The sequence below is a fragment of the Gordonia malaquae NBRC 108250 genome (assembly GCF_000344135.1).
Taxonomy (GTDB): Bacteria; Actinomycetota; Actinomycetes; order Mycobacteriales; family Mycobacteriaceae; genus Gordonia; species Gordonia malaquae.
The window spans coordinates 20,944-41,869 of the sequence record NZ_BAOP01000007.1; the positions used below are offsets into that span (position 1 = coordinate 20,944).

24 protein-coding genes are annotated in these 20,926 nt (G+C 66.2%); 13 read left to right on the forward strand and 11 right to left on the reverse strand.

Annotated elements, in window-relative coordinates:
- Positions 1–17: 17 nt before the first annotated feature.
- Both GM1_RS05925 and GM1_RS05930 read right to left on the reverse strand, forming a co-directional pair.
- Positions 18–1,139: a CaiB/BaiF CoA transferase family protein gene (locus GM1_RS05925; protein ID WP_008377357.1), complete on the reverse strand. Its 1,122-nt coding sequence runs from the start codon at positions 1,137–1,139 to the stop codon at positions 18–20.
- Positions 1,136–2,317, reverse strand: coding sequence for an acyl-CoA dehydrogenase family protein (locus GM1_RS05930; protein WP_008377358.1), 1,182 nt, complete (start codon positions 2,315–2,317; stop codon positions 1,136–1,138). Before GM1_RS05930 ends, GM1_RS05925 begins: the two co-directional genes overlap by 4 nt.
- 98 nt (positions 2,318–2,415) lie before the next feature.
- On the opposite strand from GM1_RS05930, the gene GM1_RS05935 reads away from it, so the two are divergent.
- From GM1_RS05935 to GM1_RS05950, 4 genes are all read left to right on the forward strand, one after another.
- Complete coding sequence (locus GM1_RS05935; RefSeq protein ID WP_008377359.1) at positions 2,416–3,420, forward strand: LacI family DNA-binding transcriptional regulator; 1,005 nt, start codon at positions 2,416–2,418, stop codon at positions 3,418–3,420.
- A 26-nt stretch (positions 3,421–3,446) separates the two neighbouring features.
- Positions 3,447–3,989: an MOSC domain-containing protein gene (locus GM1_RS05940; protein ID WP_008377361.1), complete on the forward strand. Its 543-nt coding sequence runs from the start codon at positions 3,447–3,449 to the stop codon at positions 3,987–3,989.
- Between the two features lie 102 nt (positions 3,990–4,091).
- The gene (locus GM1_RS05945; RefSeq protein WP_008377363.1) at positions 4,092–4,526 is read left to right on the forward strand and encodes a VOC family protein; all 435 of its coding nucleotides are present in this window, start codon (positions 4,092–4,094) and stop codon (positions 4,524–4,526) included.
- Positions 4,527–4,531: 5 nt separating this feature from the next.
- On the forward strand, positions 4,532–5,539 hold the full coding sequence (locus tag GM1_RS05950) for a sigma-70 family RNA polymerase sigma factor (protein WP_223291453.1): 1,008 nt from the start codon (positions 4,532–4,534) through the stop codon (positions 5,537–5,539).
- A 365-nt stretch (positions 5,540–5,904) separates the two neighbouring features.
- Here the strand turns inward: GM1_RS05950 and GM1_RS05955 are convergent, their stop codons facing one another.
- The 4 genes from GM1_RS05955 to GM1_RS05970 are packed head-to-tail and all read right to left on the reverse strand — an operon-like array spanning position 5,905 to position 9,420.
- Positions 5,905–6,987: an NAD(P)H-dependent flavin oxidoreductase gene (locus GM1_RS05955; RefSeq protein WP_008377366.1), complete on the reverse strand. Its 1,083-nt coding sequence runs from the start codon at positions 6,985–6,987 to the stop codon at positions 5,905–5,907.
- Entirely contained in the window at positions 6,984–7,769 is a 786-nt protein-coding gene (locus tag GM1_RS05960; RefSeq protein ID WP_008377368.1) for a CoA-transferase subunit beta, read from the reverse strand. The genes GM1_RS05955 and GM1_RS05960 overlap by 4 nt, the downstream gene beginning before the upstream one ends.
- The gene (locus tag GM1_RS05965) at positions 7,766–8,656 is read right to left on the reverse strand and encodes a CoA transferase subunit A (protein WP_008377370.1); all 891 of its coding nucleotides are present in this window, start codon (positions 8,654–8,656) and stop codon (positions 7,766–7,768) included. The genes GM1_RS05960 and GM1_RS05965 overlap by 4 nt, the downstream gene beginning before the upstream one ends.
- A 2-nt stretch (positions 8,657–8,658) precedes the next feature.
- Positions 8,659–9,420: an enoyl-CoA hydratase family protein gene (locus GM1_RS05970; protein ID WP_008377372.1), complete on the reverse strand. Its 762-nt coding sequence runs from the start codon at positions 9,418–9,420 to the stop codon at positions 8,659–8,661.
- Positions 9,421–9,480: 60 nt separating this feature from the next.
- Here GM1_RS05970 and GM1_RS05975 point away from each other — a divergent pair, with 60 nt between their 5' ends.
- The gene (locus GM1_RS05975; RefSeq protein WP_008377374.1) at positions 9,481–10,263 is read left to right on the forward strand and encodes an SDR family oxidoreductase; all 783 of its coding nucleotides are present in this window, start codon (positions 9,481–9,483) and stop codon (positions 10,261–10,263) included.
- Between the two features lie 20 nt (positions 10,264–10,283).
- Positions 10,284–11,177: an SDR family oxidoreductase gene (locus GM1_RS05980; RefSeq protein WP_008377376.1), complete on the forward strand. Its 894-nt coding sequence runs from the start codon at positions 10,284–10,286 to the stop codon at positions 11,175–11,177.
- 264 nt (positions 11,178–11,441) lie between these two features.
- Here GM1_RS05980 and GM1_RS05985 read toward each other — a convergent pair whose 3' ends face one another.
- Positions 11,442–12,104, reverse strand: a complete 663-nt coding sequence (locus GM1_RS05985; RefSeq protein ID WP_008377377.1) for a GNAT family N-acetyltransferase — start codon at positions 12,102–12,104, stop codon at positions 11,442–11,444.
- Positions 12,105–12,253: 149 nt separating this feature from the next.
- On the opposite strand from GM1_RS05985, the gene fadD8 reads away from it, so the two are divergent.
- On the forward strand, positions 12,254–13,879 hold the full coding sequence (gene fadD8, locus GM1_RS05990) for a fatty-acid--CoA ligase FadD8 (RefSeq protein ID WP_040519609.1): 1,626 nt from the start codon (positions 12,254–12,256) through the stop codon (positions 13,877–13,879).
- A gap of 79 nt (positions 13,880–13,958) precedes the next feature.
- Here the strand turns inward: fadD8 and GM1_RS05995 are convergent, their stop codons facing one another.
- On the reverse strand, positions 13,959–14,372 hold the full coding sequence (locus GM1_RS05995) for a hypothetical protein (RefSeq protein ID WP_008377380.1): 414 nt from the start codon (positions 14,370–14,372) through the stop codon (positions 13,959–13,961).
- Positions 14,373–14,492: 120 nt separating this feature from the next.
- Between GM1_RS05995 and GM1_RS06000 the strand changes: the two genes are divergently transcribed.
- Together GM1_RS06000 and GM1_RS06005 are read left to right on the forward strand one after the other, a co-directional pair.
- Entirely contained in the window at positions 14,493–15,419 is a 927-nt protein-coding gene (locus tag GM1_RS06000) for an SMP-30/gluconolactonase/LRE family protein (RefSeq protein WP_040519643.1), read from the forward strand.
- The gene (locus GM1_RS06005; RefSeq protein WP_008377384.1) at positions 15,416–15,835 is read left to right on the forward strand and encodes a MepB family protein; all 420 of its coding nucleotides are present in this window, start codon (positions 15,416–15,418) and stop codon (positions 15,833–15,835) included. The genes GM1_RS06000 and GM1_RS06005 overlap by 4 nt, the downstream gene beginning before the upstream one ends.
- 15 nt (positions 15,836–15,850) lie before the next feature.
- Here GM1_RS06005 and GM1_RS06010 read toward each other — a convergent pair whose 3' ends face one another.
- Both GM1_RS06010 and GM1_RS06015 read right to left on the reverse strand, forming a co-directional pair.
- A complete protein-coding gene (locus GM1_RS06010) occupies positions 15,851–16,330 on the reverse strand; it encodes a nitroreductase family deazaflavin-dependent oxidoreductase (RefSeq protein ID WP_008377386.1) in 480 nt (159 codons plus the stop codon).
- A gap of 4 nt (positions 16,331–16,334) precedes the next feature.
- Positions 16,335–17,498, reverse strand: a complete 1,164-nt coding sequence (locus GM1_RS06015; RefSeq protein ID WP_008377388.1) for a steroid 3-ketoacyl-CoA thiolase — start codon at positions 17,496–17,498, stop codon at positions 16,335–16,337.
- A gap of 154 nt (positions 17,499–17,652) precedes the next feature.
- Between GM1_RS06015 and GM1_RS06020 the strand changes: the two genes are divergently transcribed.
- From GM1_RS06020 to GM1_RS06030, 3 genes are all read left to right on the forward strand, one after another.
- Positions 17,653–18,945 (forward strand): cytochrome P450, encoded by a 1,293-nt coding sequence (locus GM1_RS06020; RefSeq protein WP_008377390.1) that lies wholly within the window; start codon positions 17,653–17,655, stop codon positions 18,943–18,945.
- The gene (locus GM1_RS06025) at positions 18,942–19,382 is read left to right on the forward strand and encodes a nuclear transport factor 2 family protein (protein ID WP_008377392.1); all 441 of its coding nucleotides are present in this window, start codon (positions 18,942–18,944) and stop codon (positions 19,380–19,382) included. Before GM1_RS06020 ends, GM1_RS06025 begins: the two co-directional genes overlap by 4 nt.
- A gap of 92 nt (positions 19,383–19,474) precedes the next feature.
- On the forward strand, positions 19,475–19,960 hold the full coding sequence (locus tag GM1_RS06030) for a DUF1877 family protein (protein WP_008377394.1): 486 nt from the start codon (positions 19,475–19,477) through the stop codon (positions 19,958–19,960).
- A gap of 70 nt (positions 19,961–20,030) precedes the next feature.
- On the opposite strand, the gene GM1_RS06035 is transcribed toward GM1_RS06030, so the two are convergent.
- Entirely contained in the window at positions 20,031–20,459 is a 429-nt protein-coding gene (locus GM1_RS06035) for a DoxX family protein (RefSeq protein ID WP_008377395.1), read from the reverse strand.
- 58 nt (positions 20,460–20,517) lie between these two features.
- On the opposite strand from GM1_RS06035, the gene GM1_RS06040 reads away from it, so the two are divergent.
- The gene (locus GM1_RS06040; protein WP_040519614.1) at positions 20,518–20,868 is read left to right on the forward strand and encodes a winged helix-turn-helix transcriptional regulator; all 351 of its coding nucleotides are present in this window, start codon (positions 20,518–20,520) and stop codon (positions 20,866–20,868) included.
- The last annotated feature ends 58 nt before the right edge of the window (positions 20,869–20,926 follow it).

Genomic DNA, 20,926 nt, shown 5'->3' on the forward strand with positions numbered 1-20,926 from the left:
CCCGCCGAGCAGGAGGCTCAGGAGCCGAGACGGGGCGGGGCGGTGCGGTAGGTCGGTGGAGTGCGGCTCAGTCGGATCGGGTTGGAGACGGTCCGGCTCGGGTCGGGTCGTTCCGGGTCGTCGATCGTCGTGACCGGCTGGAGTCCGAGGCGCTCGGCGAGAGCAAAAGCGTCCGCCAGGTCGTTCAACGGTCCGCACGGCACGCCGCGCTCGGTCAGCACGCTGTACCACTGATCGGCGGTGTCGCTCGCGAGTTCGGCGTCGACGATGCGCGAGAGCTCGCCGCGGTTCGCGACCCGTGAGGCGTTTGTCGAGAAGCGTGGATCATCAGCGAGTTCGGGGCGCCCGAATGCGTCGACGAGCGCCGCGAACTGGCGATCGTTCCCGACCGCGAGGACAAACGGCCGGTCCGCGGCATGGAAGACCGCATAGGGCGCGATGCTCGGATGGCTGTTGCCCATCGCGCTCGGCACAACCCCAGCGGTCGCGTACCCCGACGACTGATTGACCAGCGCCGACAGCAGCGACGACAGCAGGTTCACCTCGACGCGCTGGCCCTCACCCGTCCGGTCACGATGCCGCAGTGCCGCCAGAATTCCGACGGCCGCGTGCAATCCGGTGATCACGTCGACCATGGCGACGCCCACCTTTGTCGGGGTCTGCGGATCGGGTCCGGTGATGCTCATCAGACCGCCGACGGCCTGGATCAGCAGATCGTAGCCCGGCAGGCTGTTCTCGCCGCCGAAGCCGGTCACCGAGCAGTACACGACCCCCGGATTGACCTGCGCCACGTCGTCGTAGCCGAGGCCGAGGCGATCCATGGTCCCGGGAAGGAAGTTCTCGACGACGACGTCGGCGCGGGCCACGAGTTCGCGGGCGCGGTCGAGGTCGGCGGGATCCCTGAGGTCGAGGGAGACGGATGTCTTGTTCCGGTTGACCGACAAGAAGTACGACGATTCGTCGCCCACCCACGGTGGTCCCCACGATCGGGTGTCGTCGCCGACGCCGGGGCGCTCCACTTTGATCACCTCGGCTCCGAGGTCGGCGAGCAGCATCGTCGCGTACGGTCCGGCGAGGACTCGTCCGAAGTCGGCTATGACGAGCCCGCCGAGCGCGGACTCCGACGGAGCAAGAGTCACCGGAAGGCGCTCTCTCCGGTCAACGCCTGACCGATGGTGAGCTGATGCACTTCGGACGTGCCCTCGTACGTGAGGACCGACTCCAGGTTGTTCGCATGCCGGATGACCGGGTACTCCAGGGTGATGCCGTTGGCGCCGAGGATGGTCCGACACTGACGGGCGATCTTGATGGCTTCCCGAACGTTGTTGAGCTTGCCCGTGCTGACCTGTGCCGGGGTGATCTCTCCGCGATCCTTCAACCGGCCGAGGTGCAGTGCGAGGAGGTTCGCCTTGCCGACCTCAAGGGCCATGTCGGCGATCTTCGCCTGGGTGAGCTGGTAGCCGGCGAGCGGCTTGTCGAACACCTCACGGCTCTGGGCGTAGTCGACCGCCACTTCCAGGCAGTCGCGTGCCGCGCCGGTCGCGCCGAAGATGATCCCGAACCGGGCCTCGCCGAGTGCGGTCAGCGGACCGCGGAGTCCCTCGGCCTTCGGCAGCATCGCGGCCGCGGGCAGCCGAACGTCGTCGAGCACGAGTTCGGATGTGACCGACGCCCGCAGAGACATCTTCTTGGTGATCTCCGGTGCGGAGAATCCCGGCGTGTTCGTCGGAACCACAAACCCTCGGATGCCGCGGGCGCCGACCTCGAGATCGGTCTGCGCCCAGACGACTGCGACGTCGGCGATGGATCCGTTGGTGATCCACATCTTGGTGCCGTTCAGAATCCAGTCGTCGCCGTCGCGTCGTGCGTTGGTGCGCATTCCGGCGGGGTTGGAGCCAAAGTCGGGTTCGGTGAGGCCGAAGCAGCCGATCTTCTCGCCTGCCGCCATGCCTGGCAGCCATTCGAGCTTCTGCTCCTCGCTGCCCCAGTGGTGAATGGAGAACATCGCAAGCGAGCCCTGCACGGAGACCAGGCTGCGGATGCCGGAGTCGACGGCCTCCAACTCGAGGCACGCGAGGCCGTAGGCAGTCGCGCTGGCACCCGGGCAGCCGTAACCGTCGAGATGCATGCCGAGTGCGCCGAGTGCTCCAAGCTCCTGGGCGAGCTCACGGGCAGGAAGTCGTGCGTCTTCGAACCAGTCGGCGATGTGCGGCCGCAGTCGGTCGACGCCGAACTTGCGGACCGTGTCGCGGATCGCACGCTCTTCGTCGTCGATCAGGGTGTCGATGGCGAACAGTGATTCGATGGACTGGGACATGGCCGAAACTCCTAGTGAGAACGATTGCGCAAACGATTGCACAGCACACGCTAAGGTGTGGATGACGATTGGTCAACCACAAGACGAGGGAGTCGACGATGGCCGACGAACGGGTCGCGACGCTCAAGGAGATCGCGCGGATCGCGGGCGTTCACACCTCGACGGTGTCCCGCGTCCTTCGCCAGAGCGAGCCCGCCGACGGATGGTCCGACGCGGCCCGTCGAGTGCGCGAGGTCGCCGAAGAACTCGGCTACCAGCGGAACCAGTGGGCGGCGAGCCTGCGCACACGAAAGACGAACACCCTCGGTGTGGTGATGACGCGGCTCACCGACGGCGTCGTCGCGACCACCTACCAGGGGATCGAAGAGGCCGCGGCTCTCGCCGGCTACTCGGTGCTGCTGTCGAGCCCACCCGACGACCCGGAGGCACAGCGGCGCGCGATCGAGCTTCTGGTCGGACGCCAGGTTGACGGCCTTCTCCTCGGCGGCCTCCACGCGCCCGCGCAACCGTTCATCGACCAACTGTCAGTCGGCTCGATCCCGATGATCGCAGTGACGCGCCACGGCCAGTCCGGCCTGCCTTTTGTGGTGGCCGACGACGTCGAAGGAGGTGCGCTCGCCGCCCGGCATCTTCTCGACCGCGGCCATCGCGACGTCGCAGTGATCGCGGGGCCGGCACATGCGACCACCGCGCTCGACCGAGTGCACGGCTTCCAATCGGCGCTCACCGACCTCGGCGTCGCAGTGCGACCCGATCGTGTGGTGCCGTCGACACTCGACGTCGACGGCGGCGTGCGCGCTGCTCGGGCCCTGCTTGACACCCCTGACCGCCCACGAGCGATCTTCGCCGTCTCCGACGTCATGGCCGTCGGAGTCCTCGGCGTTGCGCGCGACCTCGGACTCTCCCTTCCCGATGACCTCGCACTCGTCGGATACAACGACATCCCGATCGTCGCCCAACTGCCGGTCCCGCTCACCACCGTGCGGTCGCCGGCGCGTGAGATAGGTGCAACAGCGTGCCGAGCGCTCGTCGAAGCCGTCGACGGGCAGCCGGTGAACAACATCCGGCTGCCCGTCGAACTGATCGTCCGCGGCACCACCTGAGAACACACCCTCGGTACGATGACGCCATGCCTCACGTGTCCGACATCTGCGTCGTCCATGCACTCCTGCCGGACTCCGGACAGGTCGGGGTCACCGCCATCGACAAGCGACCCGTCGACGGTCCTGTCCGCATCGGCGACTACGGCGCGTACGCCGACGTCCAGGCCGACCGCAAGCACCATGGTGGCCTCGACCAGGCCCTCTACGCATACGCGCAGGAGGACGCCGATTTCTGGGCTGATGAACTCGACCGCGACATCCCCGCAGGATTCTTCGGGGAGAACCTCCGCACCGTCGGCATCGACGTCAACGCCGCCCGCGTCGGCGAGCAGTGGCGCATCGGCGACACCGTCGTCGTCGAAGTGACGAGTCCGCGGATCCCGTGCCAGACCTTCGCGCGACGGATGGGCGACGACGGGCACGGCTGGGTGAAACGCTTCGCGACCGAGAATCGGCTCGGTCCGTACTTTCGGGTGATCCGCCGCGGAACGATCGCAGCGGGTGATCCGATCGTAGTGATCAGTGTCCCGGACGACGCGCCGACCATCCGTGACCTGGGAATTTCGTAGAGTTCGGTTTTTCTTTCGCTGCGACCGATCAGTTCCGGGGACTCCGCCGGTCTATATCTGTGACGGCATCGAGAAGAGATGCCGCAGACCTTGGAGGCTCCCATGCACAAGATGATCTTCGTGAACCTGCCCGTCGCCGACCTCGCACGTTCGCGCACCTTCTTCGAGTCGATGGGCTACACGTTCGACGATCGGTTCTCCGACGACAACGCGGCCGCCCTCGTCCTCGGCGACAACATCGTCGCCATGCTGTTGCGCCGCGACTTCTACCAGACGTTCGTGCCGGGCAAGTCTGTTGTCGACGCCACCTCCACCAGCGGTGTCCTCGTCGCACTGAGCGCCGAGAGTCGCGATGAGGTCGACGCCATCAAGGCCAAGGCGGAGGCTGCCGGCGCGACCATCGGTCGGTCCGAAGACCACGGATTCATGTACGGTTGCGCGTTCGACGACCTCGACGGTCACACCTGGGAGGTCATGTGGATGGACCAGGCCGCCGCCGAAGTCGGGCCCGAAGCGTTCGCCGACCAGCAGGGCTGATCGGCCTGGAAACCGGCCGCCGGCGGCCGACACGATGCGAGGATGAGGACATGACGACACGCGCAGAAGACACGACGTTCGATGCGGCGACGTCTGAGTTTCGCGCCGAGTTGCTGGCGCACTGCTATCACATGCTCGGCTCGGCGTCCGATGCCGAGGACGTGCTGCAGGAGGTGTACCTCCGAGCGTGGCAGGCGTTCCATCGCTTCGAAGGTCGGTCGTCGGTGCGGACGTGGCTCTACCGGATCGCCACCAACACCTGTCTCACCGCACTGGAAGGGCGCGCCAGGCGTCCGCTTCCGGCGGGCCTGGGAACCGATGCGTCCGACCCGAGGGAACCGGTCGTCGCCGACGAGGAGCGACTCTGGCTGCAGCCGCTTCCCGACGCGGCGCTCGGAGACCCGGCCGATGCGGCGACTCGGCGCGAGAGCATCGGGCTGGCGATGGTCGCGGCGATGCAGGACCTGCCGGCCAGTCAGCGTGCCGTGCTCATCCTCCGTGACGTCCTCGCCTTCAGCGCGGCGGAGACCGCGGAGATGCTCGACATCACTGTGGCGTCGGCGAACAGCGCCCTGGCTCGGGCCCGCAAGACGATGGGTGACGGCACGACCCGCGATGGACGCCGCGCTGTTGAACTCACCGACCGCGAACGGTCAGTGTTCGCCGAATTCTGCCGCGCCTTCGAGGACCACGACATCGACGGTGTGGTGAAAGTCCTCGCCGCAGACGCGGTCTGGGAGATGCCGCCGTTCCCCGGTTGGTACCAGGGCAACACCGAGATCGGGGTGCTCACCGCGACCCAGTGCCCCGCGGCCGCCGCGGGCGACATCAAGATGGTCCCGACCACCTGCAACGGCCAGCCCGCGGCAGGCATGTACATGCGCGACGGCGAGGTGTGGAGGCCGTTTCAGATGGATGTCGTCACGTTCGTCGACGGCGAGATCGTTCACGTGGGCGCGTTCTTCGAGCGGTCTCTGTTCGACTTGGCCGGGTTGCCTGCGGTTCTTCGCTGACCTTCGTTGTTGTCCGGGGTGCGGGGGCGGAGATTCTTCCGCCTCGGCAGTCCTCGCGGGCTCGGCTATCGCCTCGCGCGCTGCGGAGGGCTCGTTGGAAGAATCTCCGCCCCCGCACCCCTCGTTTGGGTGACTCCCCACGTGTTCTTTTGTATGTGGGGGTTGCGCTGTTCTCCCGACCCTGCCCGCCCTCGGCGACAACTCACAACCTACAAATTGAAACTCCGCCGACAGCTCCAAAACAGCGATGCGGGCGGTGAAACTCTTCCGACGAGCCCTCCGCAGCGTGCGAGCCGTAAGGCGAGCCCGCGAGGACTGCCGAGGAGGAAGAGTTTCACCGCCCGCATCGCGGGGCGAATCAGGAACTAACGCAACGACGCCAGAGCATCCAGACGGGCATGAGCCTGAGTCATGATCGACTGAATCAGATCGTCACACGACGGGAGATCGGAGATCATCCCCACCACTTGACCCGACGCGAGAACGCCGGCTTCGGTGTTGCCGTCGACGAGGCCCGCCTTGAGGAGCATCGGGGTGTTGCCCGCCATGATGATCTGCTGCCACGAGCGTTCGCCGGACTTCTTCATCGACGCGCCGTCACGGAGCATGGTGGTCCACCGCATGCCGGTCATCTGCTTGAACTCGTTGGCGTTGCGGGCGGCGGCGATGAGGGCCTTGGCGCGCGATCCGTTCTCGAGTGCGTTGACCAGTTCGGTCCTCAGGACGCGGTGCGGCATGCCGTCGACCTTCAGCGACACGACGGTGTCGTTGAGGCTGCGCTGCAGGTACTCCTGTTTGACGCTGTCGGGCACCGCCGAGTCGGACGTGAGGAGGAAACGGGTTCCCATCGCGACGCCCTCGGCGCCGTACGACAGGGCCGCGACGAGACCGCGCCCGTCGAAGAAGCCGCCTGCGGCGACCACCGGGATCGACGTCTCACCGGCACCGCCGAGAGCGTCGACCACAGACGGAAGCAGGAGCGTGGTCGCGACGGGACCGGTGTGTCCACCGCCTTCGCCGCCCTGCACGATGACCGCATCCGCACCCCAGGAGGCGACTTTGACCGCGTGCTTCGCGGCGCCGATCGACGGGATCACGGCGAGGCCGTGATCCTTCAGCTTCGCGATGAGCTCCTTCTTCGGAGCGAGCGCGAACGATGCGACCTTCACGCCTTCCCGGATCATCAGGTCGACACGCTCGTTCGCGTCGGACGCGTCCGCGCGGAGGTTGACGCCGAACGGCTTGTCGGTGAGCGTCTTCGTCTTCTTGATCGCGAACTCGAGCTCGTCGTACGTCATCGTCGCCGATGCGAGGATGCCGAGACCACCGGCGTTGGCGGTGGCCGCCGTCAGCGACGGCCCCGAGACCCATCCCATGCCGGTCTGCACGATCGGGTACTTGACGCCGACCAGTTCGGTGAAACGGGTGCTCAATCCCTCGGCCGTCACGACTTCACCTCGCGGTTGCGGACGCCCTTGGGATCGAGGACCTCACGGATGATCCGGAGCTGCTCGTCGGTAGGGGTGGCGGTGACCGGGGCGTTGTCGAGTCCGGCGATCGGGAAGCCGGTGTTCTCGGCGACTTCGTCGGCGGTCACGCCGGGATGTAGCGAGAGTGCACGCATCGTGTGGCCAGGGCCGTTGAAGTCGAACACGCCGAGGTTGGTGACGACACGATGGATGTTGAGCGAGTCGAACGCGGGGTTGCGCTCATCGACCTTGTCGAAGCCGACACCCGACACGATGTCGACGTCGCCCGAGAACACACGCGACGAGTGACGCGCCACCCAGTAACTGGTCGGGTGGTTGATCGTGTTGCCGGGGGCTCCGCGGACACCGAACATCTGACGGGTCGGCTGCTGCAGCGGGCCGAACGCAGACAGGTTCTGGTTGCCGAACCGGTCGATCTGGTTGGCGCCCATCACCACGTGGCGGCGGCCCGACGCGACGACGTCGAACACCTTCCGGAACGGCATCCAGCCCTCGATCGGGCCGACCTTCCCGATGGCGGGGGTGTCCGCGAGGATCAGCGATTCACCGTCGGTGATCAGCAGATCCTGCTCGGTGGTGAGACGCGCGAGGCGTGCGCCGAGCAGCGGAGTCGGCGCCATGGGCGACGCCATGATCTCGCCTGCGCCGGTGAAGATGTCTGCGCACGACACGACGCAGTACTCGGCGCGGGTGATCTCGGTATCGGTGCTGGCTGCGTTGGTGCTGTCAGGGGTGCTCACTTGGCTTCCTCCTGCTCGGACTGCCACTTGGTGACTTCGTTCTGGTAGGTCGCTTCGTCGACGTCGAGGAAGCGCGTCTTGAAGGCGGCCCAGGTGTCGTCGGAGCCAGCTGACTCGACGTAGAAACGCTGGAACGCCTCGTCGCGGCCGTAGCCGCCGGCGAATGTGAAGTGTGCGCCGTTCGGCGTCTCGACCACGCGGTCGACGTTCATGCGGCTGACGATGAGGCGCTGCACGGGGAGTTCGGCGACGAGCTCTTCGGTGCTCACGAGCCGGTCGGTCTCGACGTAGCGACGGTCGGCGGCGGCGAGGTACAGGTCGTCGAAGTAGGGATCGACTCCGGTGTAGCCGGCGTTGCCGTGGACGTCAGCGACGTCGAGGTGGACGAACGCCGCGTCGAGCTTGAGCGCGGGCATAGCGATCAGCGTCTGGGTCCGGCCGTCGGCGTCTGCGTACGGCGACTCGATCGTCTTGAGCTCACCTTCCCAGAACTTCAGCACGTCCGAGCCCAGGCCTGCGCGGATGGGCAGGAACGGGAGGCGAGCAGCGGCCGCTTCGAGGCCGCACTTGACCATGCCCTCATCCATCTCACGGGCTTCGAGGACACCGCTGGTGCGGGCCTTCGCGAACCACGGATCGTAGAACGGCGCCGAGTCCAGCGACACGAAACCGTAGTAGGCGCGGCGGACCTTGCCTGCCGCGCACAGCAGGCCGAGGTCGGCGCCGCCGTAGGTCACCACGGTGAGGTCCTTGACGTCGCTGCGGGCGATCGCACGAACGAGGGCCATCGGCTTGCGCCGCGAACCCCAGCCGCCGATGCCGATGGTCATGCCGTCGCGCAGTTCGGCGACGACGTCGTCGAGCGTGCTCGTCTTGTCGGTTGCCACGGTCACTTCTCCTTCAGGGTCTTGCCGGTTTCCACGTAGGCATCGCGATGCTCGTCTGCGACGCCTGCGAGGTTGAGTTCGTACGTGTAGCGCTGTTCGAGCAGGTAGCTCGTCTTCACGTCGACGGGGTCGATGTTGTTGATCGCCGCCTTCGCGGCGCGGATCACGCGGGTGTCCTTGGCGTCGATCATGCGGGCCACCTCGAGGGCGGTCTCCAACAGATCTTCGCGGGGGACGGCCTTGTAGACCGATCCGAAGTGGACGAGCTGCTCGGCGGTCACGTTCTGCGCGGTGTAGTACAGCGTGCGCATCATGTGCTGGGGGACCAGCCGGGCCAGGTGAGTGGCGGCGCCGAGGGCGCCGCGGTCGACCTCGGGGAGTCCGAAGATCGCGTCGTCGGAGGCGACGATCACGTCGGCGTTGCCGACCAGTCCGATGCCGCCGCCGACGCAGAAGCCGTTGACGGCGACGATCACCGGGACGGCGCAGTCGTACACGGCGGAGAACGCGGCTGCGCATCCCTTGTTGGCGTTGACGAGGGCGTCGAAGCCGGTGGTCGCCTGCATCTCCTTGATGTCGACGCCGGCGTTGAAGCCGCGGCCTTCGGCACGCAGGATCACGACGGTGGTCTCGGGATCGGCGCCTGCGGCGAGGATCTCGTCGGCCAGTTGGAACCATGCTGCGCTGGGCAGCGCGTTGACCGGCGGGAAGTCGACCGTGACGGTGACGATGCCCGATTCGGCGCGGGCCGTGGTGATCGGCACACCTGCTCCTTACATTCTGCTCACCCAAGCAAATGCTTGGTTGTTTGGTAGGGTAGCACCATGTCCACAGCAGCGCACACATCCGTCGACCTCGGGCTGACCGGACGAATCGTCCTGGTCACCGGCGGCGTCCGCGGCGTCGGAGCCGGAATCGCCGACGTCCTCGAAGGGCTCGGAGCCACCCCCGTCGTCTGCGCACGCAGGCCGGTCGAAGGCTCCGATCGTGAGTTCCACTCCTGCGACGTCCGCGACTCCGACGCCGTCGCCGCGATGATCGACGCAATCGTCGCCACGCACGGCCGAATCGACGGCGTCGTCAACAACGCCGGCGGATCGCCGTTTGCCATGGCCGCGGACGCGTCCGACCGCTTCACGCAGAAGATCCTCGAGCTCAACCTGCTCGCGCCGATCATCGTGTCGCGTGCCGCGCACGCGGTGATGGCTCGCCAAGAAGGCGGCGGTGCGGTCGTCAACGTGTCGAGCGTCAGCGGTCACCGTCCGTCGCCGGGCACCGCGGCCTACGGCGCGGCGAAGGCCGGCCTCGACAACATCACCGAGTCGCTCGCCGTCGAATGGGCGCCCGCGGTCCGCCTCAACTCGGTGATCTGCGGACCCGTCGAAACCGAGCTCTCGCACATGCACTACGGCGACGCCGACGGGGTCGCGGCCGTCGGCAAGACCATTCCGATGGGCCGTCTCGCGCAGCCGACCGACGTCGGCAACGCCGTCGCGTTCCTGCTCTCGCCTCTCGCGTCGTACATCTCCGGTTCTACACTCACCGTCCACGGAGGCGGCGAGAAGCCGGCCTTCCTCTCCGCGGGCAACACCGACAACCAAGTCTGAGAAAGAAAGCGAACACCCACATGAGCAAGACAAACATCGGTCGCGTCGTCATCGTCACGGGCGCAGGCCAGGGAATCGGCCGCGCGCACGCACTCGCGTTCGCAGCTGACGGTGCCAAGGTCGTCGTGAACGACTACGCCGCCGACTCTGCCGCATCGGTCGTCGACGAGATCGTCGCCGCAGGCGGCGAAGCAGTTGTCGCCGCCGGGGACGTCGCCGACTGGGAGACCGGCGCCGCCATCGTCAAGACCGCTGTCGACACCTTCGGCGGACTCGATGCGCTCGTCAACAACGCAGGGTTCCTGCGCGACCGCATGCTCGTCTCGCTGAGCGAGGACGAGTGGGACGCGGTGGTCCGCGTGCATCTGAAGGGACACTTTGTGATGCTGCGTCACGCCGCCGAGTACTGGCGCGCTCAGGCCAAGGCGGGCCAGAAGCCGCAGGCCCGCATCATCAACACCTCGTCGGGCGCAGGCATCTTCGGCTCGGTCGGCCAGGGCAACTACGCCGCGGCGAAGGCCGCCATCGCAGAGCTGACGATCCAGGCCGCGGCGGAGCTCGGCGGGTACGGGATCACGGTCAACGGCATCGCACCGGCGGCGCGCACGCAGATGACGCTGGGCGCAGGTGAAGCGATGGCCGAGCAGATGGCAGCGCCGGCCGACGGCTCGTTCGACGCGATGGACCCGGCGAACATCTCGCCGCTCGTCGTCTGGTTGGCGTCCGCGGAGTCGGGCGACGTCTCGGGCCGACTGTTCGAGGTCGAGGGTGGGACCGTCACCGTCCTCGACGGCTGGCAGCGCGCCGCGAGCAAGGACAAGGGCGCTCGCTGGGAGCCGTCGGAACTCGGTGACGTCGTCCGCGGACTCATCGCCGAGTCTCCTCAGCAGGTGAAGGCTTACGGCGCTCGCTGACCTCTTCGGTCTCTTGGGCGTTTGTCGTTTGTCGTTGGTCGGCGGTCGTGGAGATTCCCCCTCCTCGGCAGTCCTCGCGGGCTCGGCTATCGCCTCATCTCGACTCCGCTCGATACGACGCGCGCGCTGCGGAGGGCTCGTCGGGAGAATTTCCACAACCGCCTGGTCCGGCGTGAGTGGCGAGCTTGATCAAGTGCGGAAATGAATGAAGGCCGGACCCGGAGGGGTCCGGCCTTCATCGTCTCCGCGACATGCGGATGGATGTCAGGCGGTGGCGCCGGGGGCGCGGATGGTGAGCGGAACGCCGGGGAAGTAGGCGGCGAGCTCGGTGCGTGAACGGCGAAGGGCCGAGACCCCGTAGCCCTTCTTGCGGCTGTCCGGACGAATCCAGATACGGACGTCGACTGCGCCGTCGGTCAGTTCTCCGAACACGATGCCGACCTTCTCGTCGTCGTCGACGGCGACGAGCCAGACGGCGTCCTCGGCGTCGACTCGGTCGGATGCGGCCGAGATCTCCTCGCCGAGTTCACCGGCGGGAGCACCCGAACCGTCGCCGGCCACACCCTGCTCGGCAGTCCGCTCGGCGAAGATGTCGGCGTCGTCTTCGGCGGAGAACGGGCGAAGATCGAGAGTGTCGCCGCTGCTCGCCGGGCGTTCGGCGAGCGTGAACGTGATCTCCGAGTTCAGATCGTCGAGTGCCGCCTGGTTCTTGCGTCGCGAGTCCTTGGTGAGCTGGTCGAGCGACATGTGCAGGACGGCGTCGACGCCGTGACGTGACGTGTCGAGCAGGGTCGCGATCGCGTCGGCCGCGGACTCGCGATCGTCGGCGTCGAAGATCGCGTCCAAGACTTCGTGCCTGCGCTCGAATGCCTTGAGCAGGGCGTCGGTGATGTCGCGTCGGGTCGTGGCCTGGTCTACATCAGTCATGTCACCGATAGTTACACGCTTCTTCGGTTACCTGCACGTCTACCCACGAGTAGTTTTCCGGCCCCTGACCTGCTCGCAACATGCCGGTTCCGTGGCGGGTTCTCGGTCTCACCTTCCGCAAAGTTAGAACACGTTCTAGTGTGGATCTCATGAGTGGAGAACAGTCAGTCCTGGCAGCCGATCAGCTGCTGCATACACCCGTGCATCTGGGCGACCTGATGGTCGCCGCACTCAAACGGCACGCCAACAGTCCTGTCCTGCAACTCGGCGACGTTGAGCTCACCGGCCGTCAGATGGCCGATGCGATCAGTCAGTACGTCCAGGCGTGTGAGGCGCTCGGATCCGGTACCGGTACCGCCGTCGGCTTGCTCGCGCTCAATCGTCCAGAGGTCCTGTTCGTCATCGGCGCCGGTCAGACGCAGGGTTGGCGGCGCACCGCACTGCACCCGCTCGGTTCGCTCGACGATCACGCGTACGTCCTTTCGGACGCGGGTGTCTCGACGCTGATCATCGACCCGGTTCCGATGTTCGTCGACCGCGCCGTCGCACTTCTGGAGAAGGTCGACAGCCTCACCCAGATCCTCACGCTCGGACCCGTGCCGGACGCTCTTGTCGGATCGGCTGTCGACGTCATAGCCGCAGCGGCCGAATACCCGGTCCAGCCGCTGACTGCGAAGGTCCTCGACCCCGAGCACGTCGTCTCCATCACCTACACCGGCGGAACCACCGGCAAGCCGAAGGGCGTGGTCGGAACGGCCCGCGCGATGTCGACGATGACGCAGATCCAGTTGGCCGAGTGGGAGTGGCCCGAGCGTCCGCGGTTCCTGATGTGCACGCCGCTGTCGCACGCAGGCGCCGCCTTCTTCGTGCCGACCCTGATCAAGGGCGGCACGATGATCGTCCTCGCCAAGTTCGACCCCGCCGAGGTCCTCGCCACCATCGAACGGGAACGGATCACGGCGACGATGCTCGTTCCGTCGATGCTGTACGCGCTGATGGATCACCCCGACGCCCAGACCCGCGACCTCTCGTCGCTCGAGACCGTCTACTACGGTGCGTCTCCGATCAATCCGGTCCGTCTCGCGGAGGCGATCGAGCGTTTCGGTCCGATCTTCGCCCAGTACTACGGCCAGTCCGAGAGCCCGATGGTCATCAGCTACCTGCGCAAGGACGAGCACGACAAGGCTCGTCTCGGCAGCTGTGGTCGGCCTTCGGCGTTCCTTCGGACCAAGCTCGCCGGACCAGACGGCGAGCCGGTCGCGCAGGGCGAGCCGGGCGAGATCTGTGTGTCCGGGCCGCTGCTCGCGGGCGGGTACCTCGGCCTTCCGGAGCAGACCGCCGAGACGTTCCGCGACGGCTGGCTGCACACCGGTGACGTCGCGCGCGAGGACGAGGACGGTTTCTGGTTCATCGTCGACCGCACCAAGGACATGATCGTGACCGGCGGATTCAACGTCTTCCCCCGCGAAGTGGAGGACGTGATCGCCGAACATCCGTCGGTTGCTCAGGTCGGCGTGATCGGAGTTCCCGACGAGAAGTGGGGAGAGGCCGTCACCGCCGTCGTGGTGCTTCGGCCTGACGCAGACTCGTCCGACGACGCGAAGGCCGCGGTCACTGCCGCCGTTCAGTCGGCGGTCAAGGACCGCAAGGGGGCCGTGCAGTCGCCGAAGCAGGTCGTCTTCGCCGACGCCCTCCCGCTGACCGCGCTCGGCAAGCCCGACAAGAAGGCCCTCCGCGCTCAGTTCTGGGAAGGCCAGGGCCGCTCCGTCGGCTGACGATCTAAACACCGGTCTATCCATTGAGGTCCGCTGGCACTATGCCGGCGGACCTCAATGGATAGACCGACCTTCGGGACTACCGCGGAAACATCCTGTCGAAGTCGGCCATCGTCTTCGGACCCGGAGGAAATGCGGGGACATGCCACCAGACGATGTCGCCGGGTTCGGCGGGATGGGTCTTGCCCGGTTCCATGACGTCGATCAGGATGAGCCATTGTGCGAACTCTTGTGGGCTGCCGGGGTATCCGTAGTCGTAGTCGCCGAGGGTGATGTCGGTGTGCATACCTCGAATTCGGCCGCCGTCGTCGTGACTCAGGTATGTGAACAGGACATACAGGTCGGTATTGATGATCTCGGCTCGGTGAATCTGCAGGTCGCTGCGCTGGGTGTTGCGGAGTATCTCCACGACGGCTGCACCTACCTCGCACCACTGTTCGTAGCTGAGTTCGGTCGCTTTGCGGTACCGCCCGTCGGTGAGTGTCGGATCCACGTCTGCCTCCTGTAGTCGTCACTTGATCCTGGCATGTCGGACGACGCGCTCTGCGCCCGTGCAGGGGCGTGCCGACCGCAGTACAGTCCCTTTCGGGTCGACGGCGACGAAGGGGGCGGCATGCGGAAGACGATTGCGGCATCGGTACTGGTAGCGGGTCTGGCCGCGGCGACGGTTGTGGCGCCGACTGCATCAGCGTCGCCGGCATGCACCACGTCGTCCGTCCGCACTCTGATCCCGGCGCCTGTTCCAGTGCTCAGCTGGGTGGAGAACCTCGGCTACGACAAGGCCGGAGGCCTTTGGGTCTCGAGGGTGCAGCAGAACGTCGTCGAACGGTACGACGCCCGGGGCCGAAAGACGGGGACGGTTCGTGTCGACTCGCCCGGAGCGGTCCGGCTCGGCCCGAACGGCCGGATGTACGTGACGTCGGGAGACACCACGATCAACATGATTCCGGGTCTGCCGCTTCGTGGCCGCATCATCTCGTTCGATCCGACAGCGGCGAAGCCGACGGCACGCACTGTCGCGCGCGGCCTGGGAATGCCGAACGGCATGGCGATCACTCGCGACGGAACCATGTATGTCGCCGACTCGAACCTCGGCGTGGTCAAGGTCCGCAAGGACGGCTCGATCGACCGCAGCTGGACTGTCCGCGCGCCCAAGAACCTCGCGCCGAATGCAACGGTGAACGGCACAGGCATGAACGGCATCGTGATCAGCGGCAGAGTCGCGTACGTGACGATGACGCAGAGTCTCACCGGTCGTGTCCTGCGGATTCCGCTAGAAGACCCGAGTAAGACGCGCGTCGCGGCCGACCTGACCTCGCCGTGGCCGGGAGTGGTCGACGACATCGCTCTCGTGGGCGACAGCACGATCGCTGCGGCCACCACCACTGGCCAACTGATCGTCGTCGATCTGCCGACAGGCAAGCGTTGCGCTGTGAACGCGGGCCGTCCGATCACCTCGGTGGCACTGGCACCCGACAAGCGTTCGCTGGTCCTCGGTTCCGAAGACGGCACTGTAGCGGAGCTGACGGGTCGACGGTGAGCGACTGGTACTTCGGAGACGATGCGGAACTGACTCCGGACACCAGCAACATCGACTACGCGGGGCGGATTGCGCGAGTCGGTCGCGAGGTGTGGCGAGTCCGGACTGCGCGGATCACTCCGACGAAGCCGGGAGCATTCGTCGCGGTCTGGAGGCGTGCAGCAGACGGTGGCACGGAACCGTTTCCTTCAGACGAACCGATCACTGGGCTTCTCGTGTTCGTCGAGGACGGAGATCACGAGGGTGTATTCGCATTCACTTTGAACGATCTTGAACGTCTGAAGATCACGGCATCACCCACGTCTCCGGGAAAGCGCGGCTTTCGGGTGTACCCGGAGTGGGTCGACGGTCTCAATCCGCAGGCGACGCGGACTCAGCGTGCGCAGGCGGCGGCATTCATCGCTCGACACGACTGATGCCCACCCGCGCCGTCAAGCAGGCGAGCAGATGACCACCGGGATCACGCGGTCGGTCCACGCCGCGTAGGTGTCGAAGTCTGCGTACAACTCCACCAGGCGCGGCCAGAGTTCGGCGCGTTCGACGTCATCGGCGATGCGCGCGATGTACGCCTTCGAATCGGAGCCGATCTGGATCTGGACCGACGGGTCGGCGCGAACGTTGTAGTACCACGCCGGGTTCTTCGGCAGTCCACCCTGCGAGGCGACGACCACGATGTCGTCGCCGTCGGTGAGGTAGAGCAGCGGAACCGTGCGGGCCTCGCCCGACTTGCGGCCCGTGCTCGTGAGCAGGCAGACCGGCGTCGGCTTCTTGAGTGCCGCGCCGACCCGCCACGTCCCGCCGAGACGCCCGCCGGTCAGCTTGTACAGCCGCGTGTTGAGGCGCGACCCGATCTTGATGATTCGTCCGACGATCGGTGAATCAAGCTGCGCCGGACGGGCGTTGGCATCCATGACGTCAGATGCGCTCGATGATGGTGGCGGTCGAGAGCGCGCCGCCTGCGCACATGGTGATCAGCGCGTGCTGCTTGTCGGACCGCTCGAGCTCGTGCAGCGCGGTGGTGATCAGGCGCGAGCCGGTGCTGCCGACAGGGTGGCCGAGGGCGATGGCGCCGCCGTTGACGTTCACCTTCGACATGTCGGCGTTGTGGACCTGAGCCCAGCTGAGGACAACGGATGCGAAGGCCTCGTTGATCTCGACGACGTCGATGTCGTTCATGCTCATGCCGGTCTTGGCGAGCACTCGCTCGGTCGACTGCACGGGGCCGTCGAGGTGGTAGTACGGCTCGGCCCCGACGAGGGCCTGGCTCTTGATGCGGGCGCGGGGACGCAGGCCGAGGGCCTTCGCCTTCTCCTCGTCCATGATCAGGACAGCGGCGGCGCCGTCGGAGATCTGCGACGACGTGCCTGCGGTGTGGATGCCGCCTTCGAGGACGGGCTTGAGGTTGCTGAGCGATTCCAGCGTCGTTTCGCGCAGGCCCTGGTCGCGGTTCACGTCCAGGATCGCGCCGGTGAGCTGGCCGTCCTTGGTGCGTTCGGGGGCCTTGACGGACAGGACTTCGCGGTCGAAGCGACCTTCGTCCCACGCTCGCTTGGCGTTGGCCTGTGAGGCGACGCCGAGGGCGTCGACGTCGGCCCGGGTGATGCCGCGGCGCTTGGCGATGCGCTCGGCGGCGTCGAACTGGTTGGGCATGTCGATGTCCCACGACTCCGGGCGGCGAGGGCCGGCGTCGGTGCCGACGTTTGCGCCGAGCGGAACGTGCGACATCGCCTCGATGCCGCAGGCGATGCCCACATCGATGGCGCCCGACGCGATCAGACCCGCGACCATGTGGTTGGCCTGCTGGGCCGAACCGCACTGGCAGTCGATGGTGGTCGCGCCGGTCTGCCAGGGGAGTCCCGCGTGCAGCCACGCGGTGCGGGTGACGTTGTTGCCCTGCTCGCCGACCTGCATAACGCAGCCGCCGACGACCTGCTCGACGAGTGCCGGGTCGATGCCTGCGCGATCGATGACGCCGCGCTGTGCCGCGCCGAGGATCTCGGCGGCGTGCAGGCCGGACAGCCAGCCGTTGCGCTTGCCGATCGGCGTGCGTGCGGCTTCGACGATGACGGGTACACCCATGACAGGACCTCTTCTCTGAATGACTATCTGAGTCAAAACTAGAACAAGTTCTTGTTCGCGTCTATCCAGTGTGGCAGAGTGTGACCTACAGCAAATTGTAACGGGTTCTCGTTGACAGGGGCGAGACCCGCGACCTTTGGAATGAGGTGATGGCGTGACCCAGGCACAGGATATTGATGCAGCGGGCTCGTCCCAGGAATCAGCGGGTAAGTGCCCGTTCATGCATCAAGAGGGTTGGGATTTCACCAACCCCGACATGTTGCAGCAGGGTCTGCCGGTCAAGGAGTTCGCGGAGCTCCGCAAGACCGCTCCCGTGTGGTGGAACGCGCAGCTCCCCGGCAAGGGCGGCGGCTTCCACGACGGTGGCTACTGGGTGGTGTCCAAGCTCGACGACATCCGTCAGATCTCGAAGAACGCGGAAGACTGGTCGGCCAACGCCAACGGTGTCATCATGCGTTTCGACGACGAGATGCCGGCAGAGCAGATCGAGGTCACCAAGGCGCTTCTGATCAACCACGATCCGCCGGAGCACACTCGCCTGCGCAAGATCGTGTCGCGTGCGTTCACCCCGAAGGCGGTCCACGCGCTCGAAGAGAAGCTCGACGACGCGGCACGCGAGATCGTCCGCAAGGCGGCTGAAGCCGGCAGCGGAGACTTCGTCGAGCAGGTCGCCGTCGACCTGCCGCTCCTGGCGATCGCGGATCTCCTCGGCGTCCCGGAAGGGGACCGCGTCAAGCTGTTCGACTGGTCGAACGCGATGATGAACGGCGACGATCCCGACTTCGAGATCGACCCGCTCACGGCGAACATGGAGATCCTCGGCTACGGCTACAACATGGCCGAAGAGCGTCGCAAGTGCCCGGCCGACGACATCGTCACGCAGCTCGTCGAGGCCGACATCGACGGCGCGGGACTCACCGAGGCCGAGTTCGGCTTCTTCTTCATCCTGCTGACGGTTGCGGGCAACGAGACCACGCGTAACGCGATCACGCACGGCATCAACGCGTTCCTCGACAACCCGGACCAGTGGGAGCTGTTCAAGAAGGAGCGTCCCGCGACGGCGGTCGACGAGATCGTCCGCTGGGCGACACCCGTCAACTGCTTCCAGCGCACCGCTGTCCGCGACACCGTGGTCGGCGGCCAGGAGATCAAGGCAGGCGAGCGCGTCGGTCTGTTCTACGGTTCGGCGAATTACGACGAGGACATCTTCGAGGACCCGTACACGTTCAACATCCTGCGCGACCCGAACCCGCATGTCGGTTTCGGCGGCAACGGCACGCACTTCTGCATCGGCGCCAACCTGGCTCGCATGGAGATCAACCTGATGTTCAACGCACTGGCAGACATGGTTCCGGACATCACCAAGCTCGCGGAGCCGAACCGTCTCCGTCACGGCTGGATCAACGGCATCAAGGAACTCCAGGTCGACTACGGGACCAAGTCTTGAGTGACGCTCCCGCCTACCTGAACATCGACCGCGAGAATCATCCCGCGGTGCTCGCCGGACGCCGATCGCGTGAAGCGGTCGAGGCCCGCGACAAGGAGGCGTGGCTGGCGAACTTCGCGGCCGACGGATCCGTCGAGGATCCCGTCGGGCCGTCGATGTTCGACGAGGACGGCGTCGGTCACCGAGGAGCGGACGGACTGTCCGCGTTCTGGGACAAGACGATCGGCACCACTGAGAAGCTTGAGTTCCTCTTCGACAAGGAGGTGATCTGCGGCAACGAGGTGGCGTACATCGGCAAGATCGTCACTCATATCGCAGGCCACATCTCCGAGGCCGAAGGTGTTTTCACCTACAAGGCCGACGCCAACGGCGACCTGCTCGCTCTCCGCGCGTTCTGGGAGGTCGAGGCGACGATGAAGTCGCTGCGCAAGGCCTGATGCGTCACTGAAGTCTCTGCAACGGAGCCCCGTCCATTCACCTGAATGGGCGGGGCTCCGTCGTCGGTCGATGCCCGATTACATTACGAGGCATGGGAATTGTCGCTTCTTACGTCATGCTCGACGACGGCGCTCTCGACCGCCTGCTCGCCGGCCCGGAGTCCGACGGCTGGGACGACTTCGAGTACGGGGACGACGAGATGGAAGACCTCGACAAGTTCTGGGACGCACTCCACGTCGCGCTGACCGGAGTGACGACCCTCGATGCCAACGACGGCGATCCTCTCAGTCAGGCGATCCTCGGTGTGCGTGAGTTGGACGAGGACAACGAGTCCGAGTTCGTCGCGGTGATCGGAAAGGGCGACGTGCCTCGGATCCTGGCTGCACTGCGGTCGGTCGACATCGATGGCACGATCGCTCACCTGAATCCGTCGGAGAAGGTTCGGGAGGCGACGTACCCGGACGGGATCTGGGACCTGGGCCTCGAGGGTGTTCTCCCGAAAGTGTTCGGATTGCTCGTGGCCTTCTACGAACGTGCCGCTGCGGCGGGCGCGAACGTCGCCATCGGAATGGAGTGAGACACAGACATGGCGTGGAATCGACCTGTGAGAGTCGATTCCACGCTATGTCTGTTGTCGCGGGGTCGGGCTACTTCTGCGAGGGAGTGAACCGCTTGGCGACGTGGCCGTCGACCGAGAGGACGCCCTGCTGGGCGATCGCGACGGCGATCAGGCCTGCGATCAGGGCGAGCGGGAGCTCGTAGCCGCCGTCGCCGGCCCAGAAGCCGAAGTCGATGTGGGCGATGAAGATCGCACCGATCATGTTGAAGATCAGGAGCAGAGCGAAGAGCGGGACCGCGATGCCCGCGATCAGGGCGATGCCGCCGACGAACTCGAGGATCGCAGCGACCCATGCCGACAGTGTCGGGAACGGCGCGCCCATCATGTCGAAGTTGGTGGCGACGTTGTCCATGCCGTAGACGAAGAACTTCTGGCAGCCGTGAGCCAGGAAGATGATGCCGAGGATGATGCGGGCGATTGCCGTGGAGAGGCCCTGCGCGTGCTTGAGGGGATTCATGCCATGATCTCACCACTTACCTTTTGTAAGTTCAAGTCGGAGGCGTAGATTGATCGGCGTGTCCGAATCTGCAGCCCTCCCGTACGACGTGTTCGCCAAGGCGTGCCCGTCACGCAGCGTGTTCGAACACGTCACGGGTAAGTGGGGCGCACTCGTCCTCGGACGTCTCACGCGGACCCCTCAGCGCTTCGGTCAGATTCGTGCGCAGGTGGACGGGATCAGCGATCGCCTGCTGACCCAGACGCTCCGGACGTTGTGCGACGATCACCTCGTGGTCCGCAGTGTTCCGGCAGACAGCCCTGGACACCCCGTCTACCAGCTCACCGAGGCGGGCGACGACGTCGCGTTCGCCGTGCGCTCCCTCATCACCTCCGTCGAGAACGCAATGACGCGCGGCGCCGGAGCCTGAACTCCGACGCCGCGCGCCACATGTCGCCTCGCTCCCTGAGCGGATTCACCTCCCGCTC